13 protein-coding genes and 1 pseudogene are annotated in these 16,289 nt (G+C 71.4%); 1 reads left to right on the top strand and 13 read right to left on the bottom strand.

Annotated elements, in window-relative coordinates; genetic code table 11:
• Positions 1–121: 121 nt before the first annotated feature.
• The 13 genes and pseudogenes from gatB to mnmA all read right to left on the bottom strand — a co-directional run bounded on the left by gatB (position 122) and on the right by mnmA (position 15,499).
• Positions 122–1,633, bottom strand: coding sequence for an Asp-tRNA(Asn)/Glu-tRNA(Gln) amidotransferase subunit GatB (gene gatB / locus GWK25_RS08110; RefSeq protein ID WP_215449135.1), 1,512 nt, complete (start codon positions 1,631–1,633; stop codon positions 122–124).
• The gene (locus tag GWK25_RS08105; protein ID WP_215449134.1) at positions 1,630–2,235 is read right to left on the bottom strand and encodes a DUF4276 family protein; all 606 of its coding nucleotides are present in this window, start codon (positions 2,233–2,235) and stop codon (positions 1,630–1,632) included. The genes gatB and GWK25_RS08105 overlap by 4 nt, the downstream gene beginning before the upstream one ends.
• The gene (locus GWK25_RS08100) at positions 2,232–3,455 is read right to left on the bottom strand and encodes an AAA family ATPase (RefSeq protein ID WP_215449133.1); all 1,224 of its coding nucleotides are present in this window, start codon (positions 3,453–3,455) and stop codon (positions 2,232–2,234) included. The genes GWK25_RS08105 and GWK25_RS08100 overlap by 4 nt, the downstream gene beginning before the upstream one ends.
• A 136-nt stretch (positions 3,456–3,591) precedes the next feature.
• Positions 3,592–3,834, bottom strand: coding sequence for a hypothetical protein (locus tag GWK25_RS08095; RefSeq protein WP_215449132.1), 243 nt, complete (start codon positions 3,832–3,834; stop codon positions 3,592–3,594).
• On the bottom strand, positions 3,831–5,327 hold the full coding sequence (gene gatA, locus GWK25_RS08090; RefSeq protein ID WP_215449131.1) for an Asp-tRNA(Asn)/Glu-tRNA(Gln) amidotransferase subunit GatA: 1,497 nt from the start codon (positions 5,325–5,327) through the stop codon (positions 3,831–3,833). Before gatA ends, GWK25_RS08095 begins: the two co-directional genes overlap by 4 nt.
• Before the next feature lie 7 nt (positions 5,328–5,334).
• Positions 5,335–5,631: an Asp-tRNA(Asn)/Glu-tRNA(Gln) amidotransferase subunit GatC gene (gene gatC, locus GWK25_RS08085; protein WP_005480000.1), complete on the bottom strand. Its 297-nt coding sequence runs from the start codon at positions 5,629–5,631 to the stop codon at positions 5,335–5,337.
• A 280-nt stretch (positions 5,632–5,911) separates the two neighbouring features.
• Complete coding sequence (locus GWK25_RS08080; RefSeq protein WP_215449130.1) at positions 5,912–8,326, bottom strand: bifunctional diguanylate cyclase/phosphodiesterase; 2,415 nt, start codon at positions 8,324–8,326, stop codon at positions 5,912–5,914.
• A gap of 228 nt (positions 8,327–8,554) precedes the next feature.
• Positions 8,555–10,774, bottom strand: a complete 2,220-nt coding sequence (ligA, locus tag GWK25_RS08075; protein ID WP_215457266.1) for an NAD-dependent DNA ligase LigA — start codon at positions 10,772–10,774, stop codon at positions 8,555–8,557.
• 14 nt (positions 10,775–10,788) lie between these two features.
• On the bottom strand, positions 10,789–11,805 hold the full coding sequence (locus GWK25_RS08070; protein ID WP_215449129.1) for a methionine synthase: 1,017 nt from the start codon (positions 11,803–11,805) through the stop codon (positions 10,789–10,791).
• A gap of 168 nt (positions 11,806–11,973) precedes the next feature.
• Complete coding sequence (locus GWK25_RS08065) at positions 11,974–12,663, bottom strand: SDR family oxidoreductase (protein ID WP_215449128.1); 690 nt, start codon at positions 12,661–12,663, stop codon at positions 11,974–11,976.
• Positions 12,664–12,743: 80 nt separating this feature from the next.
• Positions 12,744–13,284 (bottom strand): annotated as a pseudogene (locus tag GWK25_RS08060) (TIGR00730 family Rossman fold protein).
• Positions 13,285–13,293: 9 nt separating this feature from the next.
• Complete coding sequence (locus GWK25_RS08055) at positions 13,294–14,055, bottom strand: class I SAM-dependent methyltransferase (RefSeq protein ID WP_251829558.1); 762 nt, start codon at positions 14,053–14,055, stop codon at positions 13,294–13,296.
• A gap of 313 nt (positions 14,056–14,368) precedes the next feature.
• A complete protein-coding gene (gene mnmA, locus GWK25_RS08050) occupies positions 14,369–15,499 on the bottom strand; it encodes a tRNA 2-thiouridine(34) synthase MnmA (protein WP_215449127.1) in 1,131 nt (376 codons plus the stop codon).
• A gap of 60 nt (positions 15,500–15,559) precedes the next feature.
• Between mnmA and GWK25_RS08045 the strand changes: the two genes are divergently transcribed.
• Entirely contained in the window at positions 15,560–16,279 is a 720-nt protein-coding gene (locus GWK25_RS08045; RefSeq protein ID WP_215449126.1) for an N-acetylmuramoyl-L-alanine amidase, read from the top strand.
• Positions 16,280–16,289 lie beyond the last annotated feature (10 nt).

The raw sequence follows: 16,289 nt of genomic DNA, 5'->3' as shown, positions 1-16,289 counted from the left end.
GGCACCTCACAAGACAAACGGCGGCACTCTGTCGCCCCGCGTCACTGCCGTGACACGCCTGAGGGCGGCCCATCGCAGTGATGTGCCGCCCTCAGGGATACGCGGGGAGCCGCTGTCGCGTTCAGCCCTCGCTGACGCCCAGCTTCTCCAGGATCAGCTCCTTGACGCGGGCCGCGTCCGCCTGACCGCGCGTGGCCTTCATGACCGCGCCGACCAGGGCACCGGCCGCGGCCACCTTGCCGCCGCGGATCTTGTCCGCGATGGCCGGGTTGCCCGCGATGGCCTCCTCGACCGCCGTCGTCAGGGCGCCCTCGTCGGAGACGACCTTCAGACCGCGCTTGTCGACGACCTCGTCCGGGGTGCCTTCGCCCGCGAGGACGCCCTCGATGACCTGCCGGGCGAGCTTGTCGTTCAGGTCGCCCTTGGTGACCAGCTCGGTGACGCGGGCGACCTGCTGCGGCGTGATGGCCAGCTCGTCCAACGCCTTGCCCGACTCGTTCGCGCTGCGGGCCAGCTCGCCCATCCACCACTTGCGGGCGGAGGCGGCGTCCGCCCCGGCCTCGATGGTGGCGACGATCGGCTCCAGCGCACCGGCATTGAGGATGGCCTGCATGTCGGTGCCGCTGATGCCCCACTCCTCACGGAGCCGGTTGCGGCGGACCAGCGGCAGCTCGGGCAGCGCGGCCCGCAGCTCCTCGACCCACTCGCGCGAGGGAGCCACCGGTACGAGGTCCGGCTCGGGGAAGTACCGGTAGTCCTCGGCCTCCTCCTTCACCCGGCCCGAGGTCGTGGACCCCGTGTCCTCGTGGAAGTGCCGGGTCTCCTGGATGATCGTCCCCCCGGACGACAGCACGGCCGCGTGCCGCTGGATCTCGAAGCGGGCGGCGCGCTCGACGGACCGCAGCGAGTTGACGTTCTTCGTCTCCGAACGCGTACCGAACTTCTCGGTGCCGTTCGGGCGCAGCGACAGGTTCACGTCGCAGCGCATCTGGCCCATCTCCATCCGGGCCTCCGAGACGCCGAGGGCCTTGATGACCTCGCGCAGCTCCCGGACGTACGCCTTGGCGACCTCGGGGGCCCGCTCGCCCGCGCCCTCGATCGGCTTGGTGACGATCTCGATGAGCGGGATGCCCGCGCGGTTGTAGTCGAGCAGCGAGTGCGAGGCGCCGTGGATGCGGCCGGTGGCACCGCCGACGTGCGTCGACTTGCCGGTGTCCTCCTCCATGTGGGCGCGCTCGATCTCCACGCGGAAGGTCTCGCCGTCCTCCAGCTGCACGTCGAGGTAGCCGTTGAAGGCGATGGGCTCGTCGTACTGGGAGGTCTGGAAGTTCTTCGGCATGTCCGGATAGAAGTAGTTCTTCCGGGCGAAGCGGCACCACTCGGCGATCTCGCAGTTCAGCGCGAGACCGATCTTGATCGCCGACTCGACGCCGATCGCGTTGACGACCGGGAGCGCGCCGGGCAGGCCGAGGCAGGTGGGGCAGGTCTGCGTGTTGGCGCCCTGACCGAGCTCGGTCGAACAGCCGCAGAACATCTTGGTCTTGGTGCCGAGTTCGACATGGACCTCGAGGCCCATGACGGGGTCGTAAGACGCCAGGGCGTCCTCGTACGACACGAGGTCGGTCGTGGTCACAGGAAGTGCAACTCCTTCAGTGCGTTGGTCAGCTCCGCGCACCACCGCTGGTACCCGGGAAGAGTGTGGAGACGGTCGAGGTCGACGCGCTGGCCGAGCAGTTCCGCGAGCGTGCGGGTGTCGTACCCGGGCAGGACGGCGGCCAGCAGCGCCTTGGGGTCGGGCACCCGCTCGACCTGTGCACCCGTGGGCTCGCCGGCCCACGGCAGGGCGGAGGTCACCGCCCCCGGCAGCGAGCGCAGCAGGCCGCAGTCGGCGAGCAGCCACGCCTCTGTCTCCCGCACGGGCACGACGGCGACCATACGGCAGTCGAAGGGCGGTGCGGCGTCCTGCCTCAGCTTGTCGATCTTGCCCCGCTCACGGTGGTCGTTGTGCACCAGCAGCAGGTCACAGGTGGTGGCCAGGTCCTGTGCCTCCTCGCAGAGCCGCACGTGCGCCGTGCGCGCGGTGCTGGCCTCCCCGCGCTGGACCGTGTCGGCGACGTCGAACGGCATGGGTGCTCGCGCGGCCAGCCGGGTCAGCTGGCGTATCGCCAGCGTGGAGAGAAAGATCTCGTCCTCGGGGCCCTCGGCGAGCAGCCCCAGGGTCAGGTAACGGGTCACGCTCCGCTCGCCACCGCGCTCTCCAGGTACCGGCGGGCCTCCCGGGCCGGCACGAACGTCCCGCGCGGGCCGGACTCGGCCAGCGACCGCACCCTGCTGTGCCGGGAGGGCGGGCCGCCCCCGCCGACGCGGCTGACGGTGTCCACGAAGAACACGTCCGCAGGGTGGTCGTCGTAGACGGCGGACAGCACCACCGGGGAGTGGGTGGTGACAATCAGCTGCTGGGTCTGTCCCTCGCCGGTGCAGCGCCGCAGCCGTCGGACCAGTTCCCGGACCAGAGCCGGGTGCAGTCCGTTCTCGACGTCCTCGATCATCAGTGTGGAACAGTGGTTGGGCCCGTGGCCGGAGGACTTCGAGCGGCTCCGGGGCGGCACCGTGAGCCCCGCGTGGGCCGCGGTCAGCAGGGCCAGTACATGCAGGGTCCCGTACGAAGCCAGCCGGACTGGCACGGGTGGCGCGTCGCGATAGATCAGGTCCAGGTCCCACACACCACTGTGCGGGTCGGGTGTGGGCCGCAGGTCGACGAGGCCAGGGAGCACGGCCGCGGCGTCGGCGCGCAGCAGCAACTCCCGGTGCCGGTCCCGGTCGGGGTCGGTCAACAGGCGGCCGAGGACGGCCGCGAGATTGTGGCCGTCGCGCGCCAGCCGGCGCTCGTCCGTCAGGTCCGGAGGGGTGCGCATCAGCGCGGGTTCAGGGACCAGCCAGGTCCAACGCCCGCCGGGGAGGGAACGGAAGGCGTGGATTCCCCTCCGGGCGGTCTCCGCGATGTGCGCGCGCTGGCCAGGGGTGAGGTCCCAGCCCACCGGTGGCTCCGTCAGCAGGGTGACCCGGCCGGCGACGCTCGGAGAGCGTTTGTCGCCGAGCTCCGCGCGGAGTTCCAGGCGCAGATGGCTCAGTTCCTCGCGGTGGGACTGCAGGAAGCAGATGACCAACCGGATTCGGCCGGTGGTGGAGCCCTCGCCGTCCCGGTGGAAGAGGTCGAGCACCCGGCCCCGGCGCTCGTCCCCGGGGCGCAGATCGGTGAAGAAGAAGAGCGACTCCTTGTCGATACCCCAGCTGCCCAGCATGGCGTCCTTGCACATCTGGGACGCCAGGTCGACCGCTTCCAGGAGATTGGTCTTGCCGGAGCCGTTCGGGCCGACGAGGACGGTGAACGGCGAGAGGTCGAACGCCGCGTCACGGAAGGACCGGAACCCCTCGATCTCCATATGCGTGATCATCTTGCGCCACCTCCCTGGTGTACCTCGTCTGTCGTTGGTCGTGTGCCTGCCCGAGGGAGGCGGACCCCCTCGCCCCTCGGGACGGTGCGGACGGGGCCGGGACCGGACCCTGATGGAACGGTCCCGGCACGCTGTCTCAGCCCAGCAGGACGTCGTCGTCGCCCAGCCGCTTCAGTTCGCGGTAGAGGACGGCGAGGCCGGTGACGATGCCGATGGCGGCCACGGACGCGTCGATCAGCCGCAGCGTGTCCTGATCGGCGCGAGCCTTCTTGATCCGCTTGGCGATGCCCCACGCGCCGAAGGCGGTGGTGGCGATGGACACGTACGTACCGGACTTGGACTTCTGGAAGTCCTTGGCCTTGGACAGTGCGTTGCTCACAGCGACGGAGCCTCCTCCAGGAGCGGGTGCCCCCACTTTTCCACGAAGGCGGCCTCGACGGCGGCGCCGACCTTGTAAAGACGGTCGTCCTTCAGCGCCGGGGCGATGATCTGCAGCCCGACCGGCAGCCCGTCCTCCGGCGCGAGGCCGCAGGGCAGGGACATCGCGGCGTTGCCCGCGAGGTTGGTCGGGATGGTGCAGAGGTCCGCCAGGTACATCGCCATCGGGTCGTCGGCGCGCTCGCCGATCGGGAAGGCGGTGGTCGGCGTGGTCGGCGACACGATGACGTCGACCTTCTCGAACGACTTCTCGAAGTCCCGCGTGATGAGCGTACGGACCTTCTGGGCGCTGCCGTAGTACGCGTCGTAGTAGCCGGAGCTGAGCGCGTACGTGCCGAGCATGATGCGGCGCTTCACCTCGGGGCCGAAGCCCGCCTCACGGGTGAGGGAGGTGACGGCCTCGGCGGAGTTGGTGCCGTCGTCGCCGGTCCGCAGGCCGTAGCGCAGGCCGTCGAAGCGGGCGAGGTTGCTCGAACACTCGCTCGGCGCGATCAGGTAGTACGCGGCCAGCGCCAGGTCGAACGACGGGCAGTCCAGCTCGACGATCTCGGCGCCCAGCTCCTTCAGCAGCTCGACGGACTCGTCGAACCGCTGCACGACACCGGCCTGGTAGCCCTCGCCGCGGAACTGCTTGACGACACCGACGCGCATCCCGGCGACGCTGCCGTTGCGGGCGGCCTCGACGACCGGCGGGACCGGGGCGTCGATGGAGGTGGAGTCCAGCGGGTCGTGGCCGGCGATCACCTCGTGCAGCAGCGCCGCGTCCAGGACCGTGCGGGCGCAGGGCCCGCCCTGGTCGAGGGAGGAGGAGAACGCCACCATGCCGTAGCGGGAGACCGCGCCGTACGTCGGCTTGACGCCGACCGTGCCGGTGACGGCGGCCGGCTGGCGGATGGAACCGCCGGTGTCGGTGCCGATGGCGAGGGGCGCCTGGTAGGAGGCGAGCGAGGCGGAGGAACCGCCGCCGGAGCCGCCGGGGATGCGGGTGAGGTCCCAGGGGTTGCCGGTCGGCCCGTAGGCGCTGTTCTCGGTGGAGGACCCCATGGCGAACTCGTCCATGTTGGTCTTGCCGAGGATGACGACGTCCGCGTCCTTCAGCCGCTTGGTGAGGGTGGCGTCGTACGGCGGGATCCAGCCCTCCAGGATCTTCGAACCGACGGTGGTGGGAACCCCGACCGTGGTGAAGATGTCCTTGAGCGCGAGGGGAACACCGGCGAGCGGCCCGAGCTTCTCGCCCCGGGCCTTCTTCTCGTCGACGGCACGGGCCTGCGCGAGGGCGCCCTCGCGGTCGACGTGCAGGAAGGCGTGCACCTTCTCGTCGACGGCCTCGATCCGGGCGAGATGCGCCTCGGTGACCTGGACGGCGGTGAGGTCGCCGGCGGCGATCTTCGCGGCGATCTCGGCCGCGGTGAGCTTGATGATGCTGTCGGTCATGACGTGATCAGTCCTCCCCCAGGATCTGCGGCACCTTGAAACGCTGCTGCTCCTGGGCCGGGGCGGCGGACAGCGCCTGCTCGGGGGTGAGCGACGGACGGACCTCGTCCGCGCGCATGACGTTCGTCAGCGGCAGCGGGTGAGAGGTCGGCGGTACATCTTGGTCGGCGACCTCGCTGACGCGGGCGACCGCGCCGATGATGTCGTCCAGCTGGCCCGCGAAGTGTTCGAGTTCTTCGGGCTTCAGCTCCAGACGCGCCAGCCGTGCGAGGTGGGCGACCTCCTCGCGCGTGATGCCAGGCATGCAGCGATCCTCTGGGGTGAGTGTGTGTGGTTTGGCGCCAATCCTATGGGGCGCGGGGCGTTGTCCGCGCACGGGTTCTTCGCCCCCGCCGCCCCTACCCGTCCCGTCCCCCAGGGGCTGCGCCCCTTCGACCCCCACACGTCCGCCCGGTGGGGGCTGTTCGCGCAGTTCCCCGCGCCCCTGAAAAAGCGGGCTGCGCCCTGCTTTTTCGGCCCGGGAAGCCCCACCGGAGCCGCACCCGCCAGGCACCCGCACCCCCGAGCTGTCAGGCGCCCCCCCGCTACTCCTCGGCCGCCGCCGGCAGCGCCGCCGCCGGCCGCTGCCACCCCCGAGACCCCCGCGCCCGCAGCCACGCCGTGGCCTCCTCGGGAGGCATCGCCGCAGCAACGAGCCACCCCTGCACCGCATCGCACCCCAGATCCCGCAACCGCTCCCACGTCTCGTCGTCCTCGACACCCTCCGCCACGACGAGCAGCCCCAGCGAGTGCGCGAGATCGACCGTGCAACGCACGATCTCCGCGTCCTCGTTGTCGATGGCCAGCCGCGCCACGAACGACCGGTCGATCTTCAGCTCGCTCACCGGCAGCCGCCGCAGGTGCACCAGCGACGAATATCCGGTCCCGAAGTCGTCGAGCGACATCTTCACCCCGTGCCCGGTCAGCCCGGCGAGCGTGTCCGCGGCCCGTTGCGGGTCCTCCAGGAGCACGTGTTCCGTTATCTCCAGCTGCAACGCCCCGGCCGGCACCCCGTGCCGGGCCAGCCGCGCGGCCACCGCACCCGCGAACCCGGGGGTGTGGACGTCACGCGGGGACACGTTCACCGCGACGGGCACGTGCAGCCCCTGTGCCCGCCATCTCGCCACCTGCCCGAGCGCCGTCTCCAGGACGTACTCCGTCAGGTGCGGCATCAGCCCGGACGACTCGGCGATCGCTATGAACTCGTCCGGCGGTACCTTCCCCCGCTCGGGATGCACCCAGCGCACCAGCGCCTCCAGACCGGCGACCTGCCCGTCGAAGCGGACCTTGGGCTGGTAGTGCAGCTCGACCTCGTGCGCGTCCAGGGCGCGCCGCAGGTCGCCGAGCAGACCGAGCCGGTCCGGGGTGTTGGAGTCCCGCTTTGACTCGTAGACCTCGACGCCCGTGCGGTCCCGCTTCGCCTGGTACATCGCCACGTCCGCCCGCCGCAGCAGCCCCTCCGCGTCGAGCGCGTGGTCCGGGAAGACGGCGAGTCCGGCGCTGGCCTCCAGGACGAGGGTGAGCCCGTCGAGGTCGAGCGGTGAGCCGAGCGCGGCGACGAGGTTGCGGGCGACGCGCGACGCGGACGTGGTGGAGTCCGCGACGGGCAGCAGGACGGCGAACTCGTCACCACCGAGTCGCGCGGCCTCCGCTCCGCGGGGCAGGGCGACCCGCAGCCGGTCGGCTATCTGCAAGAGCAGCCGGTCACCCGCGAGGTGCCCGAGCGTGTCGTTGACGGACCGGAAACGGTCGAGGTCGATCAGCATCAGTGCCGATCTCGCGCCGATGCGTTCGGCGTCGTCCAGGGCGCTCCAGGTGCGTTCCAGCAGCCACTGACGGTTCGGCAGTCCGGTGAGCGGGTCGCGCAGCTGTTCCTCGGCCCGGGCGCGAGCGATCCACAGGGTGGAGTCGAGCGCGATGAGGGGGATGGCGAAGAGCGGCAGCAGCAGCGGCTGGGCGAGGGCGACGACGCAGACCAGCGGGGCGATGCCGAGCAGCGCGACGGCGACGAGACCCTGTCTGACCAGGGCCGTGCGCGCGACGGTGGGCAGACCGCCGCGCGGTGCGGCCAGGTACCAGAGCAGGACGCGGCTGACCACGAGATAGGCGAGGGCGACCAGGGCCACCTGGGGGGCCGAGTAGAGGTTCCAGCTGTCCGGGTCCCAGGGCTGTTCCACCGAGGGGACGCGGCCGAAGACCCGCAGGACGAGCGCGGCGGCACCGATGCCGAGGATGTCGACCGCGCCGTGCAGCACGCCCTGGCGCCAGCGCCCCCGGCGGGCGACGCCGACGAGCACGACGACCGTGAGGCTGACCATGCCGGCGGCCACCCAGCCGTAGAGCAGCAGGACGGCGAGGGTGAGGGCGGCTCCGGAGCCGGTGCCGCCCCACCAGCGGGCGCGGCCCATGGCGACGAGGTGGCCGACGATGATGCCGGTGAGCAGGGCGAGGGACCAGCCGACCGCTCCGGCCGGGAAGAGGGCGTGCTGTCCCGCGAACGCCCGGTAGAACCCGGCGCCCAGGATGGCGCCGGCCAGGCCCACGATCAGGGCGGGCAGTGCGGGCCAGGACAGGTGGCGGTCGGCTTCGTGGCCCGGTAGCGCGTGGCCGCGGCTCTCACCGAGAGCGCCGGTGAGGGCGGGTGCCCCGCCCACGTCGACCGCAGTGCCGGAGGTGAGCTGTGCCGGGCCGGGTACGAGCGGGCGCCGTGCGCTCGAACCCGCACGGCCCGGCGGCCAGGTGACCCCGGTCCTGGGCTCCGTCCGCGTCGCCCGGCCGGGTCCCCGTTCCCGGCTCCCCTGATCGGGGCTCGCGGGTCCCCGGCCGCCCGGCTCCCGAAGTCCGGACTCCCCGGTTCCCTCGAACGGGCGTCCTCCCATGAACAGGGAGCGGCCCCATCGCCAGGCCCCGGAGACCCGGCGCAGCCGCGAGTCCGGGGCGACGCTCTCGGTCGGTTCCATTCCCGTCCCTCTCACAGCCGGCGGTGCCCACGCCACGCGGCCCGTTGCTCCCGGACTACCCGGGGCCACACCGCGTCCGAGAACCCGCCACGCGTCCGGGCACGGCAGGCGCACATCTCAACAGTAGGCCGCACAAGGCTTCCACGGGCAGCGGTCGGTGTCGGTTACCCGAATGCGACCGGCCACCCGTATGCATCTGGTATGCGCCGAACGGGTGGCCTTCAACCCCTACTCCTCGATCGGGAGCGCGACTTCCGCGGCCGCGTCCGGTCCCTGTTCGAGCAGGACGGCGAAGCCGTCCTCGTTCAGGACGGGCACCTTGAGCTGCATCGCCTTGTCGAACTTGGAGCCCGGGTTCTCACCGACCACGACGAAGGAGGTCTTCTTCGACACCGAGCCGGTCACCTTGGCGCCCCGGCTCTGCAGCGCCTCCTTGGCCCCGTCGCGCGTGTGGTGTTCGAGTGTGCCGGTCACGACGACCGTCAGCCCTTCGAGGGGCCTGGGACCTTCGTCCTCGCCGGCACCCTTGTCCTCCAGGGGAACTCCGGCCGCCTTCCACTTACGGATGATCTCCCGGTGCCACTCCTCGGCGAACCACTCCTTGAGCGCCGCGGCGACGATGGCGCCGACCCCGTCGACCGCGGTGAGTTCCTCCTCCGTGGCCTGCTCGATCCGCTCGATCGAACGGAATTCGCGGGCCAGGGCCTGGGCGGCGACCGGTCCGACATGGCGGATGGAGAGCCCGTTGAGGAAGCGGGCGAGCGGACGGCTCTTGGCCTCCTCGATCTTCTGGAGCAGCGCGAGCGTGTTCTTCCGGGGCCCACCCTCCTTGTTGGCGAAGGGCGTGGCGATCTTCGGTTCGCCCGTCTTCGGGTCGTGCTTGGGCAGGCCGCTGTCCGCGTCCAGGACGTACGCCTTGATGGGGAGCAGCTTCTCCACGGTGAGGTCGAAGAGGTCGCCCTCGTCGACCAGGGGCGGGTCGGCCGGCTCCAGCGGGCGGGTCAGGGCCGCGGCGGCGACACCGCCGAAGTGCTCGATGTCCAGGCACTCCCGGCCCGCCAGGTACGAGACGCGCTCTCTCAACTGGGCTGGGCAGCTGCGGGCGTTGGGGCACCGCAGATCGATGTCGCCCTCCTTCATCGCGCGCAGCGGCGTCCCGCACTCCGGGCACTCGCTCGGCATCACGAAGGGACGCGTCTCGTTCTCGTCGCGCAGCGCCACGACCGGCCCGAGGATCTCGGGGATGACGTCACCGGCCTTGCGGATGACTACCGTGTCGCCGATGAGGACGTTCTTCGCCTTGACGACCTCCTGGTTGTGCAGGGTGGCGAACTCGACCTCGGAGCCGGCCACCGTGACCGGCTCGACCTGGGCGTACGGGGTGACCCGGCCGGTGCGGCCGACGCCCACCTTGATGTCGATGAGCTTGGTGTTGACCTCTTCCGGCGCGTACTTGTAGGCGATCGCCCAACGGGGTGCGCGGGCCGTCGACCCGAGGCGGCCCTGGAGCCGGATCTCGTCGAGCTTGACGACCGCGCCGTCGATCTCGTGCGCCACGGAGTGGCGGTGCTCGCCGTAGTAGGCGATGAACTCCCGTACGCCGTCGAGGTCGTCGACCACCCTGTTGTGCTCGGCGGTGGGCAGGCCCCACGACTTGAGGAGGTCGTAGGCCTGGGAGAGGCGGGTGAAGCCGCCGTCGAAGCCCTCCAGGGCACCGATGCCGTGGACGACCATGTGCAGCGGCAGGGTGGCGGTGACCTTGGGGTCCTTCTGGCGCAGTGAACCCGAGGCGGAGTTGCGGGGGTTGGCGTACGGCTTCTCACCGGCCGCCACGCGGCGTTCGTTGAGGCCCTGGAAGGCCTCCATCGGGAAGTAGACCTCGCCCCGGATCTCGACCAGGCGGGGGACGCGGTCGCCCTTCAGCCGGTGCGGGATCTCGGCGATCGTCATGACGTTGGGCGTGATGTCCTCGCCGGTCCTGCCGGTGCCCCGGGTGGCGGCTCGGGTGAGCCTGCCGTCCTCGTACGTCAGGTTCACCGCGAGGCCGTCGATCTTGAGCTCGCACAGCAGGTGGTAGTCGGACGTGCCCACGTCCTTGGCGACGCGCTCGGCCCAGGCGGCGAGCCCTTCGTCGTCGAAGACGTTGTCGAGGGAGAGCATGCGCTCGCGGTGCTCCACCTCGGCGAGGTCGGTCTCGTACTCGACGGCCACCTTCTGCGTCGGCGAGTCCGGGGTGCGCAGCTCGCTGTACTCGTCCTCCAACGCCTCCAGCGTGCGCAGCAGTTCGTCGAACTCCGCGTCGCTGACGATCGGGTCGTCCTTCACGTAGTACCGGAAGCGGTGCTCCTCGATCTGTTCGGCGAGCCGCGCGTGCTTCTCGCGGGCCTCGGCGGGCACCGCTGCCTCGGCGGGTACCGATGTGGGCTGTGCGTCCTTGTCGCCGGCCACCGTGTTGTCCTCCGTCACTCTGGGTTGTCCGCGAGGGATCTCGCCGCCTTGACGCAGTGGGCGAGCGCCCGGCGTGCGTTCGCCGGGGAGACCCCCGCGAGCCCGCACGTCGGAGTGACCGTGACCGCGTCCGCGAGCAGCCCCGGATGCAGTCCCAGCCTGCGCCACAGCGTCCTGACCCCCATGACGCTACCGGCAGCCTCTGACAATGCCCCCTCGGTGGTCGGCACGACGCCGACGAGCAGCTTCGTGCCTCCTTCCACCGCTTCCCCGATCATGTCGTCGTCACGCTCAGTGAGCAAGGTGAAGTCGAAGGAGATACCGGTGGCACCGGCGCGGCGCAGGAGCGCGAAGGGCACGTCGGGGGCGCAGGAGTGCACGACGACGGGCCCGTGCTCCGCGTGGACGCCGATGACGTCCCTGAGGGTGGCCTCGACGAGCTGGCGGTCCACGGCGCGGTGGGTGCGGTAGCCACTGGCGCTCTTGACCTGGCCGCGCAGGACGGCGATGAGGGACGGCTCGTCGAGCTGGAGCACGATCCGGGCGCCGGGGACGCGTCGCCGGACCTCGGCGAGGTGCTGGCGCAGGCCCTCGGCGAGCGAGCCGGCGAGGTCGCGGCAGGCGCCGGGGTCGGAGAGGGCGGCCTCGCCGTTCTTCAGCTCCAGCGCGGCGGCGAGGGTCCAGGGGCCGACGGCCTGGACCTTCAGCGGGCCCTCGTACCCCTGGGTGAACTCCTCCAGTGCGTCCAGGTCCTCGCCCAGCCACGACCTGGCCCGCTTGGTGTCCCGGCCGGGGCGGTCGCCGATGCGCCAGCCGCTGGGCTCCACGCGGGCGTACAACTCGACGAGCAGGCCGGCGGTTCTGCCGATCATGTCGGCGCCGGGGCCTCGGGCGGGGAGTTCGGGGAGGTGCGCCATGCCTGTCTCCGGCCACTCGAAGGTGCCGGTGACTGTCTTGGCGGCTTCTCGGGCGTCCCCGCCCGGCATGGATCCCACGCCGGTGGCCGGGCCGAAACTGAAGTCTTCGCTCACGCCCCGAAGCGTACGGCTCCGCTGCGGGGGGCTTGGCCGGGTGGGTGTGTTGTCGGGTGGGGTGTTGTCGAGTGCGGGTCCGGTGGGGACTTCTCGCGCAGTTCCCCGCGCCCCTGTAAAGCAGGGGCTGCGCCCCTTGCTTTTCAGGCCCGCAGCCCCGGTCGCCTTTCAGGCGCCCGGCCGGACCGTCAGGTCGTTCACCTCCGCGTCCCGGGGGAGGTCCAGGGCCATGAGGATCGTCGTGGCGACCGACTCCGGGGCGATCCACCGCGCGGGGTCGTACTCCTTGCCCTCCTGCTGGTGGACCTTCGCCTGCATGGGACTGGCGGTGCGCCCGGGGTAGACCGTGGTCACCCGGACCCCGTTGCCGTGCTCCTCCCAGCGCAGGGAGTCGGCGAGTGCCTTGAGCCCGTGCTTGGAGGCCGCGTAGGCGGACCAGTCCGCGTGCGCGTTGAGCCCCGCGCCCGAGTTGACGAACACCACGTGCCCTCGTGCGGCCCGCAGTTGGGGCAGGAAGTGGCGGGTCAGCTCGGCGGGCGAGACGAGGTTGACGTTGAGCTGGTGCCGCCAGGTCTTCGGCGTCAGGTCGCCCACCGCGCCGAGGTCGACCACACCCGCGATGTGCAGCAGCGAGTCCACCCGGTCGGGCAGGGTCTGGTGGGAGAAGGCCCAGGACAGCTTGTCCGGGTCCGCCAGATCGCCGACCAGGGTCCGCGCCCCCGGGAACTGAGCCGCCAGTTCCTTCGCCCGCCCCGCGTCGCGCGCGTGCAGCACGAGGTCGTCCCCGCGCTCGTGCAGCCGTCGGGCGACGGCCGCGCCGATGCCGGAACCCGCCCCGGTGATCACATGAGTAGCCATGCGGTCATGCTCGCATCATTCGGGGCGCACCCTCACGCCCACCCGACCCCACGCTGCCCCCGCCGCAGGCTCACCCGGCCTCAGGCGACGCCCCGGCTCTCCTCCAGATACGCCATCGCCCCCACCGGCTCCTCCGCGAAGAAGACCAGGTCGGTCAGCGGGCGGGGCAGGAAGCCCTCGTCCTCCATGCGCCGGAACTGCTCCTTCAGCCCGTCGTAGAACCCGGCGGTGTTCAGCAGGACCACCGGCATCTCGGTGTGGCCGTGCTTCTTCAGCTCCAGGATCTCGGTCGCCTCGTCGAGCGTGCCGGTGCCGCCGACCATGATGACGACCGCGTCGGCCTTCTCCAGGAGCAGCCGCTTCCGCTCGGCGAGGTCCCTCGCGACCACCATCTCGTCGGTGCCGGGCCGTGCCTTCGCCGACAGGAACTCGACCGAGACGCCCAGCAGTCTCCCGCCCGCCTCCTGCACACCGTCTGCGACCACCTTCATCAACCCGACGTCCGAACCGCCCCACACCAGGGTGTGTCCGCCCTTGCCGATCAGCTTTGGCGAAGTCCTTCGCGGGGCCCGTGTAGCGGTCGGCGAGGTCGGCGGCGGAGAGGAAGACACAGATGTTCATGCGTCCACGTTAGGGGGCGGCACCGACATCGGGGGCCGCTGGTCCGCCGGTCTCCTCCGCCACGGTCACGCGGATCTTCGACTGGCGGTGCGGCAGGTCCTCCCAGTCGTCCATCAGTCGGGCGGACAGGCCGTGTTTCCGGGCGAGTTCGACGAGGGTCTCGGTCCGGTAGTAGAAGTCCTCGTGCAGCACCTGGTGTTCGGTGCCCTCGGTGCGGCCGAAGGTGAAGTCGAAGAAGCCGCCCGGGGCGAGGACACGGCCGACGTGGGCGAGGCACTGCTCGATGACGTGCGGCGGCGAGTGGGAGAACACGCTGTGCGCGTGGACGACGTCGAAGTACCCGGCGGGCAGGAAGGAGAAGGTGAGGTCGGCGACGAGCGCCAGGTGCGGCAGCTTGGCCTGCAGACCCTCCCGGGCGAGGGTGCGCTGCGCCTCCATGAGGATGGCCGGCGAGATGTCGATGCCGTAGTAGTTGCCGGTGTCCAGGTGGTCGATGAACAGCCGCCCGGCCCGCAGGTTCCCGCAGCCGATCTCCAGCATCCGGTGCCGTGGTTCCAGGCCGTGCCGCAGGAGGTACTCGAACTGCATCCGGCCCATGCGTTCCCACTTCTCGACCGACGGGTTGTGCCCGACGGCGGCCTCCGGGCTGCGCGCCGTGTCGGCGGCCATGACGGCCCGGTAGTAGGAGATGTGGTCGCGGTGCTTGAGCTGGAGCCAGGTGTCCCGCGCGACCCGCCGGGCGTGCGCGGGCACGCGCCGGGGGTGACGCAGCGCGTAGCGGACGCGGTGGGTGAGACTCCGCCGGTTCCTGGACGCGCGTCCGGAATCCCTCCCGGACCGATTCCCGCCCAGCCCGGACGGACTTCCGGACGGCCCGGACGGATCCCCGGGCCGCTCGGACGGATCCCCGGGCCGCTCGGACGGGTTTCCCGGCTGCCCGGACGGATCTATGGCTGTCATCACGGCCTCCTACGTCCCCCTGCGGCCCCGTGAGGCCTCCGGCTGGGCTCGACGAGCCCACCAAGCAGCCTGCGCCGCGCACGCGCGGACGGCTACCCGGAGGGGGACGATCGGGGCCGAGGGGCTACACCGCGCCCGCCCGCGCACGCGTCGTCGACGCGATCGTCGCCGACCCCACCACGCGCGTGCCGTCGTACAGGACGATCGCCTGGCCGGGGGCGACGCCCCGGACCGGCTCGGTGAAGCGGACCTGGAGCTCGTCGTCGACCAGCTCCGCGCGGACCTCGGTCTCGCCGCCGTGGGCGCGCAGCTGGGCCGTGTAGGTGCCGGGGCCGGTGGGTGCCGCGCCGCACCAGCGGGGGCGGATCGCGGTCAGGGCGTCGACGTCGAGGGCGGCAGCCGGGCCGACCGTCACCGTGTTGTCCACCGGGGAGATGTCGAGGACGTAGCGCGGCTTGCCGTCGGGGGCGGGCGTGCCGATGCGCAGGCCCTTGCGCTGGCCGATGGTGTAGCCGTAGGCGCCCTCATGGGTGCCCAGGACGTTGCCGGACTCGTCGAGGATGTCGCCCTCGGAGCGGCCCAGCCGGTTCGCGAGGAAGCCCTGGGTGTCGCCGTCGGCGATGAAGCAGATGTCGTGGGAGTCGGGCTTCTTGGCGACCGCCAGTCCCCTGCGCTCGGCCTCCGCGCGGATCTCGTCCTTCGTCGTCACCGTGTCGCCGAGGGGGAACAGGGCGTGGGCGAGCTGCCGGTCGTCGAGCACGCCGAGGACGTACGACTGGTCCTTGGCCATGTCGGAGGCGCGGTGCAGCTCCCGCGTGCCGTCCTCCCGCACGATCACCTGGGCGTAGTGACCCGTGCAGACGGCGTCGAAGCCCAGGGCGAGGGCCTTGTCGAGCAGGGCCGCGAACTTGATCTTCTCGTTGCAGCGCAGGCAGGGGTTCGGGGTCCGCCCCGCCTCGTACTCGGCGATGAAGTCCTCGACGACGTCCTCGCGGAAGCGCTCGGCGAGGTCCCAGACGTAGAAGGGGATGCCGATGACGTCCGCGGCGCGGCGGGCGTCCCGGGAGTCCTCGATCGTGCAGCAGCCGCGCGCGCCGGTCCGGAAGGACTGCGGGTTCGCGGAGAGCGCCAGATGGACGCCCGTCACGTCGTGCCCGGCTTCCGCCGCGCGGGCGGCGGCCACGGCGGAGTCGACCCCGCCGGACATGGCGGCGAGGACACGGAGGGGGCGGGTGCGCTGCGAGGTCTCAGTCATAACCCTTCCAGGGTACGGGGCGCCGGGAACCGGAACCCGCGAGTATCCGTTGACGGTCTCGTGGGAACGAGAAGGGCTTCGAAGAACGGTTCCGGCGCGGCCGGAGCGAGCGCCTCCGGCGGCAAGGACGCGGACCGCCGCGTCGGCCGCCGCGCGCTGCTCGTCGGCACGGCCGTGGCCGCCGTCGGCACGGCCGTGGTGGCGCGGGACGAGCTGACGCGCGCGTGGTGGCGGGTGCCGGGGGTGGCGAAGCCGCGCAAGGACGGCGAGGTCGACTACACGGGCGCGAAGTGGGTCGCGGCGTCGGACGCGAACTGGCGACTGGCGGACCGGCCGGACGACTTCGGCATAGACATGGTGATCATCCATGTCACCCAGGGCAGCTTCGACAGCGCGGTGAAGGTCTTCCAGGACCCGGCGCACGGCGCGGCGGCGCACTACATCGTGCGCAAGGACGGCCATGTCACCCAGATGATCCGCGAGCTCGACGTGGCGTACCACGCGGGCAACCGCGACTACAACGAGCGGAGCATCGGCATCGAGCACGAGGGTTTCGTCGAGAAGCCCGAGGACTTCACCGACGAGATGTACGAGGCCTCCGCGCGGCTGACGGCCCGGATCTGCGCGCGGTACGACATCCCGCTCGACCGTGAGCACATCCTCGGCCATGTCGAGGTCCCGGGGACGGACCACACGGACCCCGGTGAGGGCTGGGACTGGGACCGCTACATGAAGCTGGTGCGCGCGGCGGCGAAGGCCGGGGCGTCGACGCCGGCCTGAGCCTCGACGG

Source organism: Streptomyces sp. ATCC 21386, from assembly GCF_018728545.1.
GTDB lineage: Bacteria > Actinomycetota > Actinomycetes > Streptomycetales > Streptomycetaceae > Streptomyces.
The sequence above is the reverse complement of the archived record's forward strand: the minus strand, read 5'-3'. Positions and strand labels throughout refer to the sequence as shown.

What these genes read in the sequence shown, in the direction of transcription:
- GWK25_RS08100 (WP_215449133.1), bottom strand. Translation starts at nt 3,455, where the DNA reads ATGATCACGCATATGGAGATCGAGGGGTTCCGGTCCTTCCGTGACGCG.
- gatA (WP_215449131.1), bottom strand. Translation starts at nt 5,327, where the DNA reads ATGACCGACAGCATCATCAAGCTCACCGCGGCCGAGATCGCCGCGAAG.
- gatC (WP_005480000.1), bottom strand. Translation starts at nt 5,631, where the DNA reads ATGCCTGGCATCACGCGCGAGGAGGTCGCCCACCTCGCACGGCTGGCG.
- GWK25_RS08080 (WP_215449130.1), bottom strand. Translation starts at nt 8,326, where the DNA reads ATGGAACCGACCGAGAGCGTCGCCCCGGACTCGCGGCTGCGCCGGGTC.
- GWK25_RS08065 (WP_215449128.1), bottom strand. Translation starts at nt 12,663, where the DNA reads ATGGCTACTCATGTGATCACCGGGGCGGGTTCCGGCATCGGCGCGGCC.
- mnmA (WP_215449127.1), bottom strand. Translation starts at nt 15,499, where the DNA reads ATGACTGAGACCTCGCAGCGCACCCGCCCCCTCCGTGTCCTCGCCGCC.